The organism is Streptomyces sp. NBC_00207 (assembly GCF_045160965.1).
Classification (GTDB): domain Bacteria; phylum Actinomycetota; class Actinomycetes; order Streptomycetales; family Streptomycetaceae; genus Streptomyces.
Genome location: NZ_CP130715.1, coordinates 4,930,160 through 4,949,262, shown reverse-complemented (window position 1 = coordinate 4,949,262; position 19,103 = coordinate 4,930,160). Strand labels below are relative to the sequence as shown.

Genomic DNA, 19,103 nt, shown 5'->3' with positions numbered 1-19,103 from the left:
GCGCATGAGTCTGTCCCTGCGGTTCGCCGCCGGATCACACAAGGGCATGATCCGCGAGGGGAACGAGGACTCCGGCTACGCCGGCCCCCGGCTCCTCGCGATCGCCGACGGCATGGGAGGCCAGGCCGCCGGCGAGGTCGCGAGCTCCGAGGTGATCTCCACCCTCGTGCAGCTCGACGACGACGTCCCGGGCTCCGACATCCTCACCTCCCTCGCCACCGCCGTGCAGCGCGCCAACGACCAGCTGCGCGTCATGGTCGAGGAGGACCCCCAGCTCGAGGGCATGGGCACCACCCTGACCGCCCTGCTGTGGACCGGCCAGCGCCTCGGCCTCGTCCACGTCGGCGACTCCCGCGCCTACCTGCTGCGCGACGGCGTCCTCACCCAGATCACCCAGGACCACACCTGGGTGCAGCGCCTCGTCGACGAGGGCCGCATCACGGAAGAGGAAGCCACCACCCACCCGCAGCGCTCGCTGCTGATGCGCGCGCTCGGCAGCGGCGACATCGTCGAACCCGACCTCTCCATCCGTGAGGTCCGCGCCGGCGACCGCTACCTGATCTGCTCAGACGGGCTCTCCGGCGTCGTCTCGCACCAGACCCTGGAAGAGACCCTCGCCGACTACCACGGCCCCCGCGAGACCGTGCAGTCCCTGATCCAGCTCGCGCTGCGCGGCGGCGGACCCGACAACATCACCTGCATCGTCGCCGACGTCCTCGACACCGACAGCGGCGACACCCTCGCCGCCCAGGTCAGCGACACCCCGGTGGTCGTCGGCGCGGTCGCCGAGAACCAGCACCAGCTCTTCGACGGCGGCAACGCCATGCAGACCCCGGCCGGCCGGGCCTCGGGCCTCGGCCGCCAGTCCCCGCCGCCCGGCGCCTTCGGCCCCCCCGGCAGCGGCGACGCCCCCGGCTACGGCTACTCCGAGCAGGGCCAGGGCGGCGGCGGTTACGGCAGCTTCGGCGAAGCCGACCGCTACGACGCCGACTCCGGCTACGAGGACACGTACGACCACCCCCGCAGGCGCCGCAGCAAAGGGCGCAAGTGGACCACCCGTACGCTGACCCTGCTCATCGTCGCCGGTGTCATCGGCGGCGGCCTGTACGCCGGCTGGCGCTGGACCCAGACGCAGTTCTACGTCGGCAAGAACGGCGAGCACGTCGCGCTCTTCCGCGGCATCAGCCCGAAGCTGGGCCCGCTGAAGCTCTCCAAGGTGGAGACCGACCGCCCCGACATCGAACTGAAGTACCTGCCGCCCTTCAAGCGCAAGCTGGTCGAGGCCACCATCAGCGAGGGCAGCCTCGACGCCGCCAAGAGGAAGCTCGACGACCTCGGCGTCCAGACCTCCGCCTGCAAGAAGGACGAAGAGCGCCGCAACGCCGAGGCGCAGAACACTCCGACACCCGGTCCCAGCCTGACTCCCGAGGAGCAGCAGCTGGTCGGCCTGTGCGGGAAGTAGCAGTCACACGCGGGCGCAGGGGGCCTGCCACACCATGAGCGTTGTCACCAATACGACCACCATCGGCGCCATCGAGCTGCCGAGCCGGCGGAACACCGAGCTCCTGCTGCTCGTCTTCGCCGTGGTCATCCCGATGTTCGCCTACGCCAACGTGGGCCTCGCGATCAACGGCACCCTGCCGCCCGGCATGCTGCTCTACGGCCTCGGCCTCGGCGCCCTCGCCGGGATCGCGCACTTCGTCGTGCGCCGGTACGCCAAGTACGCCGACCCGCTGCTGCTGCCGCTGGCCACGCTCCTCAACGGGCTGGGCCTCGTGCTGATCTGGCGCCTGGACCAGTCCGAGCGGCTGCAGAACCTGGCGAAGAAGTCCTTCGGCGCGTTCTCCCCGTCCGCGCCCCGCCAGATGATGTACACGGCGGTGGCCATCGCCCTGTTCGCCGCCGTGCTGCTGATCCTCAAGGACCACCGCGTCCTGCAGCGGTTCACGTACATCTCCATGGCCGGCGCCCTGATCCTGCTGATCCTGCCGGTCATCCCGGGCCTCGGCGCCGACGTGTTCGGCGCCAAGATCTGGATCAGCGTCGGCGGCTTCTCCATCCAGCCCGGTGAGTTCGCGAAGATCGTCATCGCGATCTTCTTCGCCGGCTACCTCATGGTGAAGCGGGACGCGCTCGCGCTGGCCAGCCGCCGCTTCATGGGCCTCTACCTGCCGCGCGGCCGCGACCTCGGCCCGATCCTGATGATCTGGGCGATGAGCCTGCTCGTCCTCGTCTTCGAGAACGACCTCGGCACCTCGCTGCTCTTCTTCGGCATGTTCGTGATCATGCTGTACGTGGCCACCGAGCGCACCAGCTGGATCGTCATCGGCCTGCTGATGTCGGTCGGCGGCGCCACCGTCGTCGGGGCCACCGCCAGCCACGTCAAGGCCCGCGTCACCGCCTGGCTCGACCCCTTCGCCTGCTACAGCACCTCCGGCGCCTGCGAGCAGGTCGGCCAGTCGATCATGAGCTTCGGCTCGGGCGGCGTGCTCGGCGCCGGCTGGGGCCAGGGCAACTCCGACCTGATCGGCTTCGCCGCCAACTCCGACTTCATCTTCTCCACCGTCGGCGAAGAACTCGGGCTCGCCGGTGTGATGGCCTTCCTCCTGATCTACGGCCTCATCATCGAGCGGGGCGTCCGCACCGCCCTCGCGGCCCGCGACCCCTTCGGCAAGCTGTTCGCCATCGGCCTCTCCGGCGCCTTCGCGCTCCAGATCTTCGTGGTCGCCGGCGGGGTCATGGGCCTGATCCCCCTCACCGGCATGACGATGCCCTTCCTCGCGTCCGGCGGCTCCTCCGTCCTCGCCAACTGGATCCTCATCGCCGTGCTCATCCGGATCAGCGACACCGCACGGCGCCCCGCCCCGGCCCCCGCCCCGTCCCCCGACTCCGAGATGACCCAGGTGGTCCGCCCGTCATGAACAAGCCCCTGCGCCGCATCTCGCTGTTCTGCGGGCTGCTCGTCCTCGCCCTGCTGATCCGCACGAACTGGCTGCAGTACGTCCAGGCCGAGGAACTCAGCACGCGCAAGGAGAACCGCCGGGTCCAGATCGCCCAGTACGCGACCGAGCGCGGCAACATCATCGTGAACGGGGCGCCGATCACGGGCTCCGCGGTCACCGACGGCAGCGACTACAAGTTCAAGCGCACGTACACGGAGGGCGAGCTGTGGGCGCCGGTCACCGGCTACGCCTCGCAGGCCTTCGGCTCCACCCAGCTCGAATCGCTCGAGGACGGCATCCTCACCGGCAACGACGACCGGCTGTTCTTCGACCGCACCATCGGCATGTTCACCGGGGAGAAGAAGCAGGGCGGCAACGTCGTCACCACGCTCAACCCCGCCGCCCAGAAGGCCGCCTTCGAGGCGCTCGGCAAGAACAAGGGCGCGGTCGCCGCCATCGACCCGCGCACGGGCGCCGTCCTCGCCCTGGTCTCCACCCCCTCGTACGACCCCTCCAGCTTCGCGGGCAACTCCAAGGCCGACGAGAAGGCCTGGGTCGAGCTGAAGGACAGCGAGGACAAGAAGCTCGTCAACCGCGCACTGCGCGAGACGTACCCGCCGGGCTCCACGTTCAAGGTGGTCACCGCCGCCGCGGCGCTGGAGAACAACGTCGTCAAGAACATCGAAGACCCGACGGACACCCCCGAGCCGTACATCCTGCCCGGCACCCAGACCCCGATGGAGAACCACGCCAAGGGCTGCGAGAAGGCCAGCCTGAACAAGGCGATGGAGGTCTCCTGCAACTCCGTCTTCGCGAACCTGGGCGACAAGGTCACCCGCGACAAGATGGTGGAGACCGCCGAGAAGTTCGGCTTCAACAACGACAAGGTCGACATTCCGGTCCGCGCGTTCGCCAGCATCTACGACAAGAAGATGGCCAGGGACGGCAACGCCCTGAGCTCCATCGGGCAGTTCAACACCGCCGCCACCCCGCTCCAGATGGCCATGGTCACCGCGGCGATCGCCAACGACGGCAAGCTGATGAAGCCTTACATGGTCGACCAGCTCACGGCCCCCAACCTGGACGTCATCGAGAAGCACGAGCCGCAGGAGATGAGCCGGCCGCTGTCCGCCGCCAACGCTCAGAAGATCCAGCAGATGATGGTCAACGTCGTCGAGCGGGGCACCGGCCCCAAGGCCCAGATCAAGGGCGTGACCGTCGGCGGCAAGACCGGCACCGCCCAGCACGGCGAGGGCAACAAGAAGCGGCCGTACGCCTGGTTCATCTCCTACGCCGAGAACGCGGACAAGTCCTCGCCCGTCGCCGTCGCCGTCGTCATCGAGGACAGCAGCGCGGAGCGCGAGGAGATCAGCGGTGGCGGTCTGGCCGCGCCCGTCGCCAAGGCCGTCATGGAAGCGGTGCTCAACAGCCAGGGGTGACCAAGCAATGACGGGCCGGAGCGGAGTGACCCACATCACTGAATTCCGCCCCGATCCGAGCGTACGGTACCGGTCCAGTATCAGCCTGTGGCCACGAACCGATCACGGACGATCGGCCGGTAGCCTTTGCGCGAACAGCACACCGCCGGACCACACACAGGTGCGGTCGGGACTGACGGAGAGGGCTGCAACGTTATGGAAGAGCCGCGTCGCCTCGGCGGCCGGTACGAGCTGAGCCACGTGCTCGGCCGTGGTGGCATGGCCGAGGTCTACCTCGCCCACGACACCCGGCTCGGCCGTACCGTCGCCGTCAAGACCCTGCGCGCCGACCTCGCCCGCGATCCGTCCTTCCAGGCCCGGTTCCGGCGCGAGGCCCAGTCGGCCGCGTCGCTGAACCATCCCGCGATCGTCGCCGTCTACGACACCGGCGAGGACTACGTCGACAACATCTCCATCCCGTACATCGTGATGGAGTACGTCGACGGCTCCACCCTGCGCGAACTGCTCCACTCCGGCCGCAAGCTGCTGCCCGAGCGCACCCTGGAGATGTGCATCGGCATCCTCCAGGCCCTGGAGTACTCGCACCGGGCCGGCATCGTGCACCGCGACATCAAGCCCGCGAACGTGATGCTGACGCGCACCGGCCAGGTCAAGGTCATGGACTTCGGCATCGCCCGCGCCATGGGCGACTCCGGCATGACCATGACGCAGACGGCCGCCGTCATCGGCACCGCCCAGTACCTCTCCCCGGAGCAGGCCAAGGGCGAGCAGGTCGACGCGCGCTCCGACCTCTACTCCGCGGGCTGCCTGCTCTACGAGCTGCTCAGCGTGCGGCCCCCGTTCGTCGGCGACTCCCCCGTGGCCGTCGCCTACCAGCACGTACGGGAAGAGCCGCAGCCGCCGTCGAACTTCGACCCCGAGATCACGCCCGAGATGGACGCCATCGTCCTCAAGGCCCTGGTCAAGGACCCCGATTACCGCTACCAGTCGGCCGACGAGATGCGCGCCGACATCGAGGCCTGCCTCGACGGCCAGCCCGTCGCCGCCACCGCCTCCATGGGCGCGGCCGGCTACGGCTATCCCGACCAGGGCCACGGATACGGGCAGCCGGGCTACGACCAGCCCACCGCCGCCCTGCGCGCCACCGAAGGCGGCCAGACCGCGATGATGCAGCCGATGCCCCCGGGCGACGGCGGCTACGGATACGGCGACCAGGGCCACGGCGGCTACGACCAGGGCCAAAACCGCCGCCAGCAGAAGAAGAGCAAGGCCTCCACGGTCCTGCTCGTGCTGGCCGGCGTCCTCGTCCTCGTCGGCGCGATCCTCATCGGCCGCTCCCTCTTCAGCGACACGGCCGACAACCGGCCCGCCGTGCCCAAGCTCATCGGCCAGACCTTCGAACAGGCGCAGCGGAGCGGCACCAACGTCGGCCTCAAGGTGGTCAAGGGCGGCGACGCGCCCTGCGAGAACCAGCCCAAGGGCAACGTCTGCACGCAGGACCCGGCGGCCGACACCAAGGTCAAGGACGGTTCCACGGTCACGGTGACGGTCTCCTTGGGCGCGCCCAAGGTGCAGGTCCCCATCGTCACGAGGATCACCTTCGAAGAGGCCGAGAAGACCCTGAAGGACAGGGGCTTCCAGGTCGAGCGCAAGAACGAGGAGTCCGACCAGACCCCCGGCCTCGTGATCGACCAGGACCCGAAGGGCGGCGAGGCGGAGAAGAACTCCGTCATCAAGCTGACGGTCGCCAAGGAGCTCACCAAGGCCGTGGTCCCGGAGCTCAAGGGCAAGACCAGGGACGACGCGGAGAAGGCGCTCAAGGACGTCAAGCTCAAGCTCGGCAGCGTGACAGAGAACGAGCAGCCCGGAGCCGCTCCGGGGACGGTGGTCTTCCAGCAGTTCTCGGCGGGGCAGCAGCTCGAGGTGGGCAAGACGGTGAACATCACCATCGCCAAGGCCTCGACGGCGACCGTGGTGCCGAACTTCGCCGGCCGGACGCTGGGCCAGTACAAGGACGATCTGCAGCGCGCCAACCTGCGGGTCGGCATCGTCGGCGGCCCGACGGACGACAACTCGATCGTGGTGGGTACCAACCCGCCGCCCGGCACCCCGCTCAACTCGGGCCAGCCCGTCAACATCGCCACCACCCAGGGCCAGCAGGACGGCGGTGGCATCATCTCCGGCCTGACCGGAGGCAACGGCCGCCGGTAGCGCACCGGCGAGACACGAAGAGGTCCGGCCCTTCCCCCACCGACCGGGGGAAGGGCCGGACCTTTTCCGTACCCGCCGCCGGACGGCCGCCTGCGCCCCGTCCTGGGCCGCCCGGGGCCGCCGGTGACCCCCGGGGGCCCGTGGGGCTCAGGAGGCGCCGCAGGAGCCCTCAGGGGCCTTCCTCAGCGCAGTTCCGCCGGCAGCGTCCGCTTCGCGTCCACCTTCTCGGTGCGGACCAGCTCGCCCCACACGATGTACCGGTACTTCGAGGTGTAGACCGGCGTGCAGGTCGTGAGCGTGATGTAGCGGCCCGGGGCGGTCTTGCCCGACTCCTTCGGGACCGGGTTGATCACGTCGGTGTTGTACTTCGACGTCTGGCGCCGCTCCGCGAAGACCTTGTAGACGTACCAGGTGTCCCGGGTCTCGAAGACGACCGCGTCGCCGTTCTTCACCTTGTCGATGTTGTGGAACTTCGCCCCGTGTCCGTCGCGGTGCGCGGCGAGCGAGAAGTTCCCCTTCTCGTCCCACGGCAGCGCCGACTTCACCGGCTCCGTGTAGTACCCGGCCACGCCGTCGTCGAGGATGTCCGGCGCGGTGCCCGGCTTGACGAGCACCTCGCCGTTCTTCATCGCCGGTACGTGCAGGAAGCCGACGCCGTCCTTGGTGTCGAGCGCCCCGGGTTCCGCGGGCTGGGAGGGCGTCTGCCACTGCTGGCGGACCTCGTCGCCCTTCGCGGAGGCCTCCCGGTCCGCGAGCACGTTCGTCCACCACAGCGAGTAGGCCACGAACAGGCCCAGCACCAGGCCCACCGTGATCAGGACCTCGCCCAGCAGGCTCAGGAATCCGGCGAGCACACTGCGGTTGCCGGCGGGCGGGGCCGCGGCGGGGCGGCGGGCTCGAGACACTGCTTGATTCGTCCTTAACTGGTCAGCGCGGGCGGCGGGCCCTGGCTGCGGGGCCGCTCCTCGGTCATCCTGCCCCATACGATCATCCGGTAGGTGCTGGTGAATTCCGGGGTGCAGGTGGTCAGCGTGATGTACCGGCCCTCACCGGTGAACCCGGACCCCTCCGGCACCGGCCTCAGGACCGCCACGTTCGTCGGCGGCGTCTGCGCCAGGGCGGAGGTCATCTCGTACGTGTAGTACGCGTCCCGGGTCTCGACCACGACGGGATCCCCGGGCACGAGCCGGTTGATGTAGCGGAAGGGCTCGCCGTGGGTGTTGCGGTGGCCCGCCACCGCGAAGTTGCCCTGCTTGTCCGAGGGCATCGCCGTCTTCAGTGCGCCCTCGCCGTAGTGCCCGACCATGCCCCGGTCCAGCACCTTGGGCTTGCTGACGCCCTCCGCCACCGGGACCTTCACGTCGAGCTTCGGGATGTGGAGGATGGCGAAGCCCTGGCCGGGCTCGAAGGCCGTCACCGGCGGTGCCGCGGCCCCGTCGCCGCCCGGCGGGTGCTCCCAGGTCTGGCGCAGCGAGCCGGCGGCCCCGTTCGCCGCCCGCTCCGCCACCACGTTCGTGTACCAGAGCTGGTAGGCGACGAACAGCAGCATCACCAGCCCCATCGTGATGAACAGCTCTCCGCCCAGCCGGCTCGCGATGACCACCGGGCCGCCCGACGCCGGCCGCCTGCGCCGCCGTCCGCCCCGCCTCCGGGTGTGTCTGGCGGCCCGCTTCGCGGCCTCCTGAGCTGCCCTGCGTCGCGCGGCCCGGCCCTCCGTGGGCGCGGACGGCGCGACCGTCGTCACGCGACGGCCTTGCCCACCACCGGGGCCAGCCCCACCGAGCGCTCCACGGCGCCGGCGTCACCGCACCGCACCAGCCAGTTCGCGAGCATCCGGTGGCCCCACTCGGTCAGCACCGACTCGGGGTGGAACTGCACGCCCTCGACGTCGTGCTCCCGGTGGCGCAGGCCCATGATGATCCCGTCCTCGGTGCGCGCCGTGACCTCCAGCGCGTCGGGGAGGGTGCCGGGCTCGGCGGCGAGGGAGTGGTAGCGGGTCGCGGTGAACGGCGACGGCAGTCCCTCGAAGACTCCCAGCCCCTCGTGGATCACGGGCGAGGTCTTGCCGTGGAGCAGCTCGGGCGCCCGGCCCACGACCCCTCCGTAGGCGACCGCCATCGACTGCATGCCGAGGCACACGCCGAAGACGGGGACGTCCGTCCGCGCGCAGTGCCGGACCATGTCGATGCAGACGCCCGCTTCCTCGGGCGTGCCCGGCCCGGGGGACAGCAGGACGCCGTCGAAACCGTCCTGCGCGTGTGCGAGCTCGACCTCGTCGTTGCGCAGCACCTCGCATTCGGCGCCGAGCTGGTAGAGGTACTGGACCAGGTTGAAGACAAAGCTGTCGTAGTTGTCGACAACCAGAATGCGCGCGCTCACGGAGTGGCTCCCGATCCCTCGTCCACCGTCACATCGTTGAACGGCAGGAGCGGCTCGGCCCACGGGAAGACGTACTGGAACAGTACGAAGACCACTGCGAGGACCAGTACGAGTGAGATCAGCGCGCGGACCCACGCGTTGCCCGGCAGGTGCCGCCAGATCCAGCCGTACATGCCGCCTGTTTCCTTTTCGTCCACATTCGTTCAACGCACCGCGGAGGCGGTACGCCAACAGACTAAAGGCAGCGGCCCGACCGGGTGGGTCACCCGGACAAACCCTCCGGCCGGCCCTGTCCCACGGGGCGGGTGCCGGTCAGCTCCGCCCAGACGACCAGCCGGTGGCTGTGGCCCCACTCCGGATCGCAGGTCGTGAGGGTCAGGTACCGGCCGGGCGTGGTGAACGGCGACTTCTCCGGGACCGGGGCGACCACTCCCACCTGGGTCGGCAGGGTGCGCAGGGGCCCGCCCCGCACGGTGTACGTGTACCAGGTGCCCGCGTCCTTGAGGATCACCTCGTCACCCTTGCGGAGCTCCGGGAAGTCCTTGAAGGGATCGCCGTAGGTGCGCCGGTGTCCGGCCACCGAGAAGTTCCCGGTGGCGCCGAGGCGGGCGGTGGCGGCGTAGTGGCCCAGCCCCTTCTTCAGCAGCTCGGGGTCGGTGCCCTCCAGGACGGGCTTGACCCAGTCCGGGCCGAAGCGCGGTACGTACATCTCGGCGAAGGCCCGGCCGGCGGGATAGGGCGGCGGTCCGGCCGGTTCGGCGGGGGGCGCCGGCTGCGCGGACGGCGTGGCCGGTGCGGGCTGCGGCGCGGCCCCCGGGGCCGCCGCAGAGGCCGCCGCCCAGCGGTCGCGCAGCCCGGCCCTCTCGCCGTCCATGGCCCGGTCGGCCTTGACCCCGGTCCACAGCAGGACGTACGCCACGAAGAGCACGATCAGCGTGCCCGCCGTCAGGCACACCTCGCTGAACGTCCGTACCACCAGGCGCAGTACGACGTCGGGACGGACCCGCTCACGGGGTGGGAGCCACCGGCTTCGCATAGTGGAGGTCCACTGTGCCGGAGTAGCCGGGAAGTGTCAGCGCCTTGTGCTCGTCCACTTTCCAGCCGAGCCCGTACGCGTTCACGTACAGCTGGTAGTTCTGCAGGGCCGGCGAGGCGGCGAGGGCCTTCTTCAGCGCGCCCGGGTCGCCCACCGCCGAGATCTTGTACGGGGGCGAGTAGACGCGGCCCTGGAGGATCAGCGTGTTGCCCACGCAGCGCACCGCGCTGGTGGAGATGAGCCGCTGGTCCATGACCTGGATGCCCTCGGCGCCGCCCTGCCACAGGGCGTTCACCACGGCCTGCAGGTCCTGCTGGTGGATCACCAGGTCGTTGGGCTGCGGCTCGGGCACGTTGGGGATGCGGGCGGTGGCGTTCGGCGGGGCGTCGTTGAGGGTGACCGTCAGGCCCTTGCCCGACAGCTCCTCGGTGCCGGAGGCCGCGCGCAGGGCGGCCAGCTTCGCGTCCTCGGCCTTGGTGCTGCCGTCGTCGCGGTCGGCGAGGGCGTCCACCCGGTGGCGGGCCAGGGCGGTGCTCTGCTCCAGCTCCGCGTTGTTCTGGCTGCGCTCCTTGATGAGGTCGGACAGCTTGAGGAGCGAGGCGTCCGTCCGGATGTTCGTACCCTTGGAGGTGTTGAAACTGGTGACGAAGAGAAGCCCGGCCAGGGCGAAGACGGCGGCCGTCAGCAGCCGGACCGCTCTGGCCCGGCGACGGGGACCCGCGGAGGAGTCGTCGGAATTGCTCAACGTACCCTTCTCCTTCAACGCCACAGGTCCACTACGCTAACGGACGCCCGGGGCAGGCAAGGTCCCCAGCGCATCGACAGGAGAGCCCCTCGTGCCGAAGTCACGTATCCGCAAGAAGGACGACTACACGCCGCCGCCCACGCGGCAGCCGCAGAGCATCCGGCTGACGAACCGCAGCTGGGTCGCCCCGGTCATGCTGGCGTTCTTCCTGATCGGACTCGCGTGGATCGTCGTCTTCTACGTGACCGAGACCCAGCTGCCGATCGAGGCCCTGGGCAACTGGAACATCGTGGTCGGTTTCGGCTTCATCGCCGCGGGATTCGGTGTGTCCACGCAGTGGAAGTAGCACCTCCCGGCCTCTGACGGAAGCTCTCCCCATGAGTTATCCACAGCGTCATCCACACCTGAGGAAAAGACAGAAGATCTGTGGATAACTCTGTGGAGAGTTGACGCCGGTGTGATCAGGTGAGTTCCGCCGTACGGATCAGGATCAGGGCCGTGGCCAGCAGGAACACCCCCGCACAGGTCCCCCACTGGACGAGTGTGCGCGTCCTGCCCGAGGTGGGCGTGAGCATGCCCAGCCCCACCAGTGCGCCGGTCACCAGCCCGCCCACGTGCGCCGGCCACGACACGCTGATGCCGCCGAGCGGGACGAAGGTCAGCACCAGCATCAGCACGACCATGACGATGACCGGCCGCATCTCGTACCGCAGCCGGCGGACCAGGACGACCGTCGCGCCCAGCAGGCCGAAGACGGCGCCGGACGCGCCGAGGGTCGGGGTGTTCGGCGCGCTCACCAGATAGACGAGGGCGCTGCCGCCCAGGCCCGACAGCAGGTAGACCGCCAGATAGCGGGCCCGGCCCAGCGCCGCCTCCAGCGGGCCTCCGATCACCCACAGGGCGATCATGTTGCCGGCGAGGTGCCACAGCTGGGTGTGCAGGAACACCGAGGTCAGCAGCCGGTGGTACTCACCCGTGGACACGCCCTCGATGGGGCCGGGCACGTACGCGAACTCCCGGTACCGGCCGATCAGCTCCAGCTGGACCGCCAGCGCCGGGTCGATCGCGCCCACCAGGAACACCAGGACGTTGATCCCGATGAGGATCTTGGTGACGAGGTGGGGGTCGGCGGCGACCACCCCGCCCGCGATGGTGCGCGGCGCGTTCGCGGTCGGCCGGTGCCCGGTGCCCGAGCCCTCGCGGACGCATTCGGGGCACTGGAAGCCGACCGAGGCGCTGATCATGCACTCGGGGCAGATGGGGCGCTCGCAGCGGGTGCAGCTGATCCCCGTGTCGCGGTCCGGGTGGCGGTAGCAGCCCGGCAGACGGTCGGTGTCCATCGGTTCCCTCGATCAGCGGCGAGGCAGGGGTGCGCCCCGCCGGTCCGGTATGCCCCATCACTTCATACGCATGCAGGACGGACGGGCGGGGCGGAAAGGTTCCCGGGGCCGGGCCGGGCCTGGCCTGGCAGGGCCTGGGGCCGGCCGGCGCGCGGGGCCGTCAGCGCTTCTCGACGACCACGGACTTGATGATCACGTCGTCCAGGGGGCGCTCGGTGCGCGGGTTGGTGGCGCTGCCGGCGATGGCGTCCACGACCTTCTGGCTCGCCGGGTCGGTGACCTCGCCGAAGATGCTGTGCTTGCGCGTCAGCCAGGCGGTGGGCGCCACGGTGATGAAGAACTGCGAGCCGTTGGTGCCCGGGCCCGCGTTGGCCATCGCGAGCAGGTACGGCTTGGTGAAGGCCAGGTCGGGGTGGAACTCGTCGGCGAACTGGTAGCCGGGGCCGCCGGTGCCGTTCCCGAGCGGGTCGCCGCCCTGGATCATGAAGCCTTTGATGACGCGGTGGAAGACGGTGCCGTCGTACAGCGGGTCCGTGGTCTTCTGACCGTCGGTGGGGCGGGTCCATTCGCGGGCCCCCGTGGCGAGCTCCACGAAGTTCCGGACCGTCTTCGGAGCGAAGTTCTCCAGCAGCTCGATCTCGATGTCGCCGTGGGTGGTCTTCAGGGTGGCGTAGAGCTTCTCGGCCACTGATCTGCCTTCCATAGTCATCACTGTCGGTCCAGATGGTCGCACGGAGCGCTCCGCAGCACTGAAATCGTCCACCCGTATGCCCTGTCACGCATGCCTGTCGGCGATAGGAGAGGCATGATCCGACAAAGGGTGGAAAGGTGAACTGTGTCCGCCACCGAGGAGGAGGATCCCGTGACCCGCAAGGACAGCGTGCGCCTGGCAGCCGAGAGCGCCAGGGAGAGTTTCCTGCACGCGGCGGAAGTGGTGGCACCGTACGCGGAATCCGCCAGGGACGCCGCGGTGCACTACGCCCAAGAGGCCAACGAACTGCTGGCGCCCAAGGTGTCGTACGCGGCCGACGCGGCCGCCCGGCAGGCGCGCACGACCTACGACAGCCATCTGCATCCCCGGCTCAAGGCGGCGCGCGCACACGTGCCGCCGAACGTGGACCGGGCGGCGACGAAGGCGGTGCACCAGACCCGCATCGCGGCGCGGCAGGCCGCCGACTACACCCAGCCGCGGCTCGAGAGCGCGATCGCGGCCGCCACCCCGGTGGCCGAGGAGGCCGCTTCGCGGTCGGCGGCGGCCCTCGCGGCGCTGCGCGGCCAGGTGACGGCCAAGGAAGTGCAGAAGCTGGTGCGGCGCCACGAGCGGCGGGAGCGCTGCAAGGGGCTGGTCAAGGGTGCGGTGGTCGTCGGCGTGCTGGCCGGCGTCGCCTACGCGGCGTGGAGGTGGTGGGACCAGCAGTCGAACCCGGACTGGCTCGTCGAGCCGCCGGCCGCCACGGAGCTGTCGTCGCAGGACGCCGCTCCGGCGAGCTTCGACGACGAGCTCGCGGCGAAGGAGCGCGAGGCCGGCCCGGCCTCGGACGACACGCAGCGCTGAGACACGCGGAGGGGGCCCGGATCCTGCTGGATCCGGGCCCCCTCCGCGTGCACGTGCGGGTCTCAGCCGGGGAGGGTGAGGACCATGCCCGGGCGGATCAGGTCGGGGTTGGAGCCGACCACGCCCCGGTTCATGGCGTAGAGCTCGCGCCAGCGGGCCTCGTTGCCCAGCTCACGGCGGGCGATCTCGGAGAGCGAGTCACCGGGCTTGACGGTGTACGTGCGCTTCTTCGCGGTGGCCCCCGGCTTGGGCATCGGGGCCGCGGGCACGGCCTTGTGCGCGGCCGACGCGGGGGAGGGGGTGTGCGCGGCGCCCCGCGCCTCGGCCACGGGCCCGGGCTTCGGCATCGCGGCCGGCTTGGGAGGGGCCGGCACGGCCTTGTGCGCGGCGGACGTCGGGCTCGGGGTCGCGGGCCTGGGCCCCGGCTTGGGCGGTGCGGGGGCCGCCCTGCGCTCCGCGGCGGCCCTGGTGGCCGCGGCGGCGTCGGCCGCCGAGCTCGCGGGAGGTGTCGCCCGCGCGGCCGACTGCTGCTCCACCTGCTCCTTCGCCTTCTCGGCGGCCTCGTGCGCCTTCTTCTTGTCGGACTTCAGGAAGTCGAAGAGTCCCATGTGCGTACGCCTCCGGCGTGATGGTGCCCCCCTGGGCTCGGTGCCTTCCCCCACTGTCGGACACGGGGCGCCGGGTGGCCCTGTGACGGGGCCATCCGGGGGACCCGCGGCGCCCGTGGAACGCCGCCCCGGCGGCCGGGAACACGGTGGGAAGGGACCGGGAACGCACGGCGGCAGCCTCGTGGGACACGATGGAGGAGAATTCTGTGATCATCAGACAGTCCGTGGAGCGGGTCGTCCTGGTCAGGCCCGGACCAGGGCTCGTACGCGCCGCGGTCGCGGCGGGTCTGGACGTCTGGGTGGTGTCGGACCCGGGCCCGTGGCCTCCGGACGCACGGCTTCCCCCCGAGCTGCCCCCGCAACGACTCCTCCGCGTGGACTTCGGCGACACGGCCGCGCTGCGCGCCCTGTTGACGGACACGGTCCTGGGGCACGGGATCGGGCACGTCCTGTACCTCGCGAGCGATCTCGAAAGGGATCTCGGCAGCGGGGCGGCCGCGGCCGCCGGGGAGGTCCTGCGGGAACTCTCCGAGGGCCGGGAGACCCCCTCGGCCCCACTGCCGGACGCGGTGACGATCCGGCGCATCCTCAACGAGAGCCGGACCTCGGCCGTACGCGCCGAGGAGGCGGGGTCCGTCGCCGAGGCGCGTTCGCTGGCGGAGCACTTCCCCCTGCCGGTGGTCATCAAGTCGGCCGACAAGGCGGGCTGTTGGTGGTCCGTTGCGGTGCACGACCGGCCCGGACTCGACCGGTGGGCCGAACAGGCCGTCACCGCCCGGCATTCGGCCCCCTATCTCGTCGAAGAGCTCTTGACGGGAGCCAAGTTCCGTGTGGAGACGCTGACCGTCGACGGCATGCACCTCGTCGCCGGCATCACCCCCGAGGGCAACGCCGTACCGCTGCACGAGACGGAGCAGGCCGGGATCCGCGCGACCGTGCGGGCCCTGCTGGATCTGGCCGGGTACGAATCGGGCACCACGCGGACGGACGTGCTGGTCAGCGCCCGGGGATCGCGGATCGCGGCGGCCGTGGAGCCGGGGCGGGAACAGGCCGGTAACGGCGGTTCCCGGCCCGTTTCCGCGAGCGGTATCGAGAGGGGAACGGACCGGTAAGGGCCTCGGCCAGTCTGTGTCTTGTCGAGAGCGGCCAACCCGCCACACGGGAACCGCACACCGGGAACGCAAGCAGGGGGATCAACACATGCGCAGCAAGCTGGCTGGACTGGTCGGGATCTTCGCGGCGGCTCTGGTGATCGGCGTCGGTGTGACGGTCCAGTCGGCGGACGCCGGCCAGCCCTCCGGGTACGAGGTCCTCGCGGACGACCGCGGCCCGGGCACCCCCTCCCCGGGCCCCACCACCCGCTGAGCCGGCCGCCGGCCGCTCGCCGCGCACGTCCGCGTACGGGGTCGGTCAGTACGTCCGGCGGTGCGCCGGCAGACCCATGAACTTGAATAAGTCCTCCGCGGCCGCACGGTGTCCGGCCGCCGCCGGGGCGTCCCCGAGGGCCTCGGCCGCGCGGGCGAGGCCCACCAGCGCGGACGCCTCCTCGGCGCGGAAGCTCATCGGCGCCGCGATCTTGTGGGCGTGGGCGTGCAGGGCCAGCGCCTCCTCGTGCTCCCCCCACGTCATGTGGAGCCGGCCGAGGACGTTCTCGACCTTGGCAAGGCGGATCGGGGCGCCGCTCGTACGGCCGAGGAGCAGGGCCCGCTCGGCGAACGCACGCGCCTGCGTGCCGTCCCCCCGCTCCTGCGCCACCTGGGCGGACACCGCGAACACCAGGGCGACGTCACCCGGCGACCTGGTCTCGTCGCACAGGTCGCGGGCGCGTTTGAGGGTCTCGTGCGCGTCCGTGTACTCGCCGAGGCCCACCTGGGCGAAGGCCAGATCGGCCAGGGCCATGATCTCGTTGCTGCGGTAGCCGAGGTCGCGGTCGATCGCGAGCGCCCTGCGGGCGGAGGCGGCTGCTTCCGGATAGCGGCCCCACCGCTCGTACAACGTGCTGAGCATGGTGAGGCTTTCGGCCTCCTCGCGCGGGTTGCCCAGTTCCCCGGCCATCGTGAGGGACCGCTCCAGCAGGGGCAGGGCCTCCTCGTACCTCCCGAGCATCGACATCAGCAGCCCGATGGTCGCTTCGCTGTGCGCTTCGGTGTGCAGGTCACCGGCGCGGACCGCCGTGTCGCGCGCCTCCGTGGCCACCTCCAGCCCCTCCTCGAAGCGGCCGAGCTTCCAGCAGGCCGCGCCCAGGTTGGCCAGGCTGATGCCGAGGAGCGCCGGGTCGTCGAGCCGGCGGGCGGCGGCGACCGCGAGGTGCCCGACGCTCCAGAACTCGTCGAGCTGTCCGTGCGTGTGCAGGTGGAAGCCGACGTTGCGGCTCAGACAGGCCGCGTACCGGTCGTGGCCGGACCGCTCGGCGAGGGACACGGCCGCCAGCAGTCCCGCCTGCTCCCGGTCGAACCACCGCACGGCCTGGTCGGCCAGCGTGAAGGTCGGCCGTTCGCCCTGGTAGGCCGGGAGACCGGTGGGCCGGCGCTCGCGGCCGGGGAAGAGCACCTCGCAGGCCGCGTCGGAGGTCGTCAGGTAGTAGCCGAGCAGCCGCTCGACCGCCGCCGCGTCGTCCTCCGCCGTCGCCGGTCCCCGCAGGCTCTGCGCGAAGCTGCGGACCAGGTCGTGGAAGGTGTAGAGGCCGATGTCGGGCTGCTGCACCAGGTGGACGTCGAGCAGGAACTCCAGGGCGTCCTCGGCGTCCCGGACGGCCGTGCCGAGCAGGGCCGCCGCCGAGTGGACGTCGGTTCCGGCGCACGGGTACAGGCTCAGGATGCGGAACGCCGTCCGGTACTCCTCGTCCATCGCCAGGTACGACAGGCGCAGGGTCGCCGCGACGCTGCGCTCGCCCGAACTCAGCTCGTCCATCCGGCGCTTCTCGTCCCGCAGCCGCTCGACCAGGTAGCGCACCGTCCAGCGCGGCCTGTTGCGCAGCCGGGCGGTCGCGATCCGCAGGGCCAGCGGCAGGTGGCCGCACAGCTCGGCCAGTTCGGCGGAGGCCTCCGGCTCGGCGGCGACCCGGGTCGTGCCGAGCGTCTCGGTCATCAGGCTGGTGCTGTCCTCGGGCTCCATCATCCCGATGGACACCCACTCGACGCCGTCGAGGTCGAGCAGCCGACCCCGGCTCGTGATCAGCACCAGACAGCCGGGCGAGGCCGGCAGCAGGGGCCGGATCTGCGCGGCGTCGACCGCGTTGTCGAACAGCAGCAGCATCCGCCGGCCGTCCAGCTTCGAGCGCCACAGGGCCGTGCGGCCCTCCAGGTCCTCGGGGATGCGGTCGCCGGGCGTGCCGACGGTCCGCAGCAGGCTGTCGAGCGCGCTGGCGGGCGACACGGGCTTCCCGCCCGGCGTGAATCCGTGCAGGTCGATGTGGAGCTGCCCGTCGGGATACCCCCCGGCCAGGCGGTGGGCGGCGCGTACGGCCAGGGTGGTCTTGCCCATGCCGCCCATGCCGTCGATGGCCACGATCCGGGAGTACCGCTCGGCGCCCCGGCCCTCGTCCTGTACGTAGTCGAAGAGTTCGGCCAGTTCCTTGGCGCGGCCGGTGAAGTCGGGCAGGTCGTACGGCAGGGTGCACGGCGCGTCGGCCGGTGCGGGCGCCCCGGCCTGCGTCCGCGGCTCCCCGGCAGCCGGTTGCGCGAGGGCCTGCTGCCCGGGGGCCGCGGCCCCGGGCACCGTGCGCACGGGACCGGCCGGCTCGGGCACCGGCCGTACGGGGGCCGCCGGCTCGGCCGGTTCCGGACGCACGGGCGCGGCCGGTACGGGCGCGACGGCCACCGGCGCCACGGCCACGGGCGTCACGGGTACCGGCGTCACGGGTACGGGCGCCGGGCGCTCGGGCGCGGCCAGTTCGGGGCTGTCCCGCAGGATCGCCTCGTACAGCCGGGCCAGCCGCGGTCCCGGATCGATACCGAGCTCGTCGACGAGGAGCTCGCGGACCTCGCCGTACTCCTTGAGCGCCTCGGCCTGCCGCCCCGAGCGGTACAGGGCGAGCATCAGCTGGCCGCGCAGCGTCTCCCGCAGCGGGTGCTGGGTGATCAGCGCGCGTAGCCCGGAGATGAGTTCGCCGCTCTCGCCCAGTGCGAGGCACAGGTCGAAGCGCTGCTCGGCAGCGGCCAGCCGGCGCTCTTCCAGCGCGGTCGCCGCGGCGTCGATCACCGGTCCGCCCGCGCCGGACAGCACCGAGCCCCGCCACAGCGCGAGGGCCGCGCGCAGGGTTTCGGCGGCCTCGGACTGCCGGCCTTCCCGCACTGCCCGGCCGGCCGCCCTGGTCAGTGCGTCGAACTCCAGGAGGTCGACCTGGTCGTCCGCCACCACCACGCGGTATCCGGGCCCGTCGGTCGCGATCACCTCGTTGCCGGCCGGTATGCGCCGCCGCAGATCGGCGACGGCCTTGCGGACCTGGTGCGCCGCGGTCACCGGCGGGTCCTTCTCCCAGGTCGCCTCGACCAGCCGCGCAACGGGCACCACCCGGCCGGCTTCGAGAAGGAGCGTGCACAGGACCCGTTCCTGGATCGCTCCCCCCAGTCTCAGCCGTACTTCCCCTGTCCATCCCTCGAGCGATCCGAGGACGTTGAAGCGTGGTCTTCCCCCCACGAGATCCACGCTGCGTCTCTCCCCGGATTCCGCATCCGCCCCCGGCATCGGCTATCCACCCCCAATGAACACAACCCCTGGCCAGGCCATGTCAACCGGATCATAGGGGTTCCCCCTAGCGCGCGGTAAGCATCCGGTAGCAGATCAGGAAGGGCGACACAGACAGTTCATGGGCAGGCCGGAGGAGCTGGCAGCACACAGAACGAGTGC

Annotated in this window: 17 protein-coding genes and 1 pseudogene; 8 read left to right on the top strand and 10 right to left on the bottom strand. The window is 71.0% G+C overall.

Features of this window, described 5'->3' with window-relative positions:
- The first annotated feature begins 4 nt into the window (after positions 1-4).
- From OG472_RS23345 to pknB, 4 genes are all read left to right on the top strand, one after another.
- Complete coding sequence (locus OG472_RS23345; protein ID WP_405831074.1) at positions 5-1,462, top strand: PP2C family protein-serine/threonine phosphatase; 1,458 nt, start codon at positions 5-7, stop codon at positions 1,460-1,462.
- Between the two features lie 34 nt (positions 1,463-1,496).
- On the top strand, positions 1,497-2,921 hold the full coding sequence (locus OG472_RS23340; RefSeq protein WP_383565144.1) for an FtsW/RodA/SpoVE family cell cycle protein: 1,425 nt from the start codon (positions 1,497-1,499) through the stop codon (positions 2,919-2,921).
- Complete coding sequence (locus OG472_RS23335; protein ID WP_405941986.1) at positions 2,918-4,381, top strand: peptidoglycan D,D-transpeptidase FtsI family protein; 1,464 nt, start codon at positions 2,918-2,920, stop codon at positions 4,379-4,381. Before OG472_RS23340 ends, OG472_RS23335 begins: the two co-directional genes overlap by 4 nt.
- Before the next feature lie 195 nt (positions 4,382-4,576).
- Positions 4,577-6,592, top strand: a complete 2,016-nt coding sequence (pknB, locus tag OG472_RS23330) for a Stk1 family PASTA domain-containing Ser/Thr kinase (RefSeq protein ID WP_405941985.1) — start codon at positions 4,577-4,579, stop codon at positions 6,590-6,592.
- Between the two features lie 182 nt (positions 6,593-6,774).
- Here pknB and OG472_RS23325 read toward each other — a convergent pair whose 3' ends face one another.
- The 6 genes and pseudogenes from OG472_RS23325 to OG472_RS23300 form a co-directional block, all read right to left on the bottom strand.
- On the bottom strand, positions 6,775-7,497 hold the full coding sequence (locus OG472_RS23325) for a class E sortase (RefSeq protein WP_405941984.1): 723 nt from the start codon (positions 7,495-7,497) through the stop codon (positions 6,775-6,777).
- Between the two features lie 14 nt (positions 7,498-7,511).
- A pseudogene (locus OG472_RS23320) lies at positions 7,512-8,351 on the bottom strand (class E sortase); the annotation flags it as partial.
- Positions 8,333-8,971 carry an aminodeoxychorismate/anthranilate synthase component II gene (locus tag OG472_RS23315; protein ID WP_401609986.1) on the bottom strand — a complete coding sequence of 213 codons (639 nt, stop codon included), beginning with the start codon at positions 8,969-8,971 and terminating at the stop codon, positions 8,333-8,335. The pseudogene OG472_RS23320 and the gene OG472_RS23315, both read right to left, overlap by 19 nt.
- The gene (locus OG472_RS23310; RefSeq protein WP_030011120.1) at positions 8,968-9,144 is read right to left on the bottom strand and encodes a hypothetical protein; all 177 of its coding nucleotides are present in this window, start codon (positions 9,142-9,144) and stop codon (positions 8,968-8,970) included. Before OG472_RS23310 ends, OG472_RS23315 begins: the two co-directional genes overlap by 4 nt.
- 89 nt (positions 9,145-9,233) lie before the next feature.
- A complete protein-coding gene (locus OG472_RS23305) occupies positions 9,234-10,007 on the bottom strand; it encodes a class E sortase (RefSeq protein ID WP_405941983.1) in 774 nt (257 codons plus the stop codon).
- Positions 9,979-10,752: a DUF881 domain-containing protein gene (locus OG472_RS23300; RefSeq protein WP_383565132.1), complete on the bottom strand. Its 774-nt coding sequence runs from the start codon at positions 10,750-10,752 to the stop codon at positions 9,979-9,981. Before OG472_RS23300 ends, OG472_RS23305 begins: the two co-directional genes overlap by 29 nt.
- Before the next feature lie 91 nt (positions 10,753-10,843).
- Between OG472_RS23300 and crgA the strand changes: the two genes are divergently transcribed.
- Positions 10,844-11,098, top strand: coding sequence for a cell division protein CrgA (crgA, locus tag OG472_RS23295; protein WP_030383881.1), 255 nt, complete (start codon positions 10,844-10,846; stop codon positions 11,096-11,098).
- Between the two features lie 115 nt (positions 11,099-11,213).
- Here the strand turns inward: crgA and OG472_RS23290 are convergent, their stop codons facing one another.
- Both OG472_RS23290 and OG472_RS23285 read right to left on the bottom strand, forming a co-directional pair.
- Complete coding sequence (locus tag OG472_RS23290) at positions 11,214-12,092, bottom strand: rhomboid family intramembrane serine protease (protein WP_401609993.1); 879 nt, start codon at positions 12,090-12,092, stop codon at positions 11,214-11,216.
- A 160-nt stretch (positions 12,093-12,252) separates the two neighbouring features.
- Positions 12,253-12,780 (bottom strand): peptidylprolyl isomerase, encoded by a 528-nt coding sequence (locus OG472_RS23285; RefSeq protein ID WP_405834912.1) that lies wholly within the window; start codon positions 12,778-12,780, stop codon positions 12,253-12,255.
- A gap of 174 nt (positions 12,781-12,954) precedes the next feature.
- Here OG472_RS23285 and OG472_RS23280 point away from each other — a divergent pair, with 174 nt between their 5' ends.
- The gene (locus OG472_RS23280) at positions 12,955-13,647 is read left to right on the top strand and encodes a DUF5324 family protein (protein ID WP_401610417.1); all 693 of its coding nucleotides are present in this window, start codon (positions 12,955-12,957) and stop codon (positions 13,645-13,647) included.
- 62 nt (positions 13,648-13,709) lie between these two features.
- On the opposite strand, the gene OG472_RS23275 is transcribed toward OG472_RS23280, so the two are convergent.
- Complete coding sequence (locus OG472_RS23275) at positions 13,710-14,255, bottom strand: LysM peptidoglycan-binding domain-containing protein (protein ID WP_401609995.1); 546 nt, start codon at positions 14,253-14,255, stop codon at positions 13,710-13,712.
- A 206-nt stretch (positions 14,256-14,461) separates the two neighbouring features.
- Between OG472_RS23275 and OG472_RS23270 the strand changes: the two genes are divergently transcribed.
- Positions 14,462-15,367, top strand: coding sequence for a hypothetical protein (locus tag OG472_RS23270; protein ID WP_405941982.1), 906 nt, complete (start codon positions 14,462-14,464; stop codon positions 15,365-15,367).
- 88 nt (positions 15,368-15,455) lie between these two features.
- Positions 15,456-15,620: a hypothetical protein gene (locus OG472_RS23265; protein ID WP_401610001.1), complete on the top strand. Its 165-nt coding sequence runs from the start codon at positions 15,456-15,458 to the stop codon at positions 15,618-15,620.
- 45 nt (positions 15,621-15,665) lie between these two features.
- Here OG472_RS23265 and OG472_RS23260 read toward each other — a convergent pair whose 3' ends face one another.
- Positions 15,666-18,941, bottom strand: coding sequence for an AfsR/SARP family transcriptional regulator (locus OG472_RS23260; RefSeq protein WP_405941981.1), 3,276 nt, complete (start codon positions 18,939-18,941; stop codon positions 15,666-15,668).
- Between the last annotated feature and the right edge of the window lie 162 nt (positions 18,942-19,103).

Coding starts and splice junctions, on each gene's coding strand:
- OG472_RS23265 (WP_401610001.1), top strand. CDS start 15,456: ATGCGCAGCAAGCTGGCTGGACTGGTCGGGATCTTCGCGGCGGCTCTG.
- OG472_RS23335 (WP_405941986.1), top strand. CDS start 2,918: ATGAACAAGCCCCTGCGCCGCATCTCGCTGTTCTGCGGGCTGCTCGTC.
- OG472_RS23290 (WP_401609993.1), bottom strand. CDS start 12,092: ATGGACACCGACCGTCTGCCGGGCTGCTACCGCCACCCGGACCGCGAC.
- OG472_RS23275 (WP_401609995.1), bottom strand. CDS start 14,255: ATGGGACTCTTCGACTTCCTGAAGTCCGACAAGAAGAAGGCGCACGAG.
- OG472_RS23260 (WP_405941981.1), bottom strand. CDS start 18,941: ATGCCGGGGGCGGATGCGGAATCCGGGGAGAGACGCAGCGTGGATCTC.
- OG472_RS23310 (WP_030011120.1), bottom strand. CDS start 9,144: ATGTACGGCTGGATCTGGCGGCACCTGCCGGGCAACGCGTGGGTCCGC.
- OG472_RS23345 (WP_405831074.1), top strand. CDS start 5: ATGAGTCTGTCCCTGCGGTTCGCCGCCGGATCACACAAGGGCATGATC.
- pknB (WP_405941985.1), top strand. CDS start 4,577: ATGGAAGAGCCGCGTCGCCTCGGCGGCCGGTACGAGCTGAGCCACGTG.
- OG472_RS23340 (WP_383565144.1), top strand. CDS start 1,497: ATGAGCGTTGTCACCAATACGACCACCATCGGCGCCATCGAGCTGCCG.
- OG472_RS23305 (WP_405941983.1), bottom strand. CDS start 10,007: ATGCGAAGCCGGTGGCTCCCACCCCGTGAGCGGGTCCGTCCCGACGTC.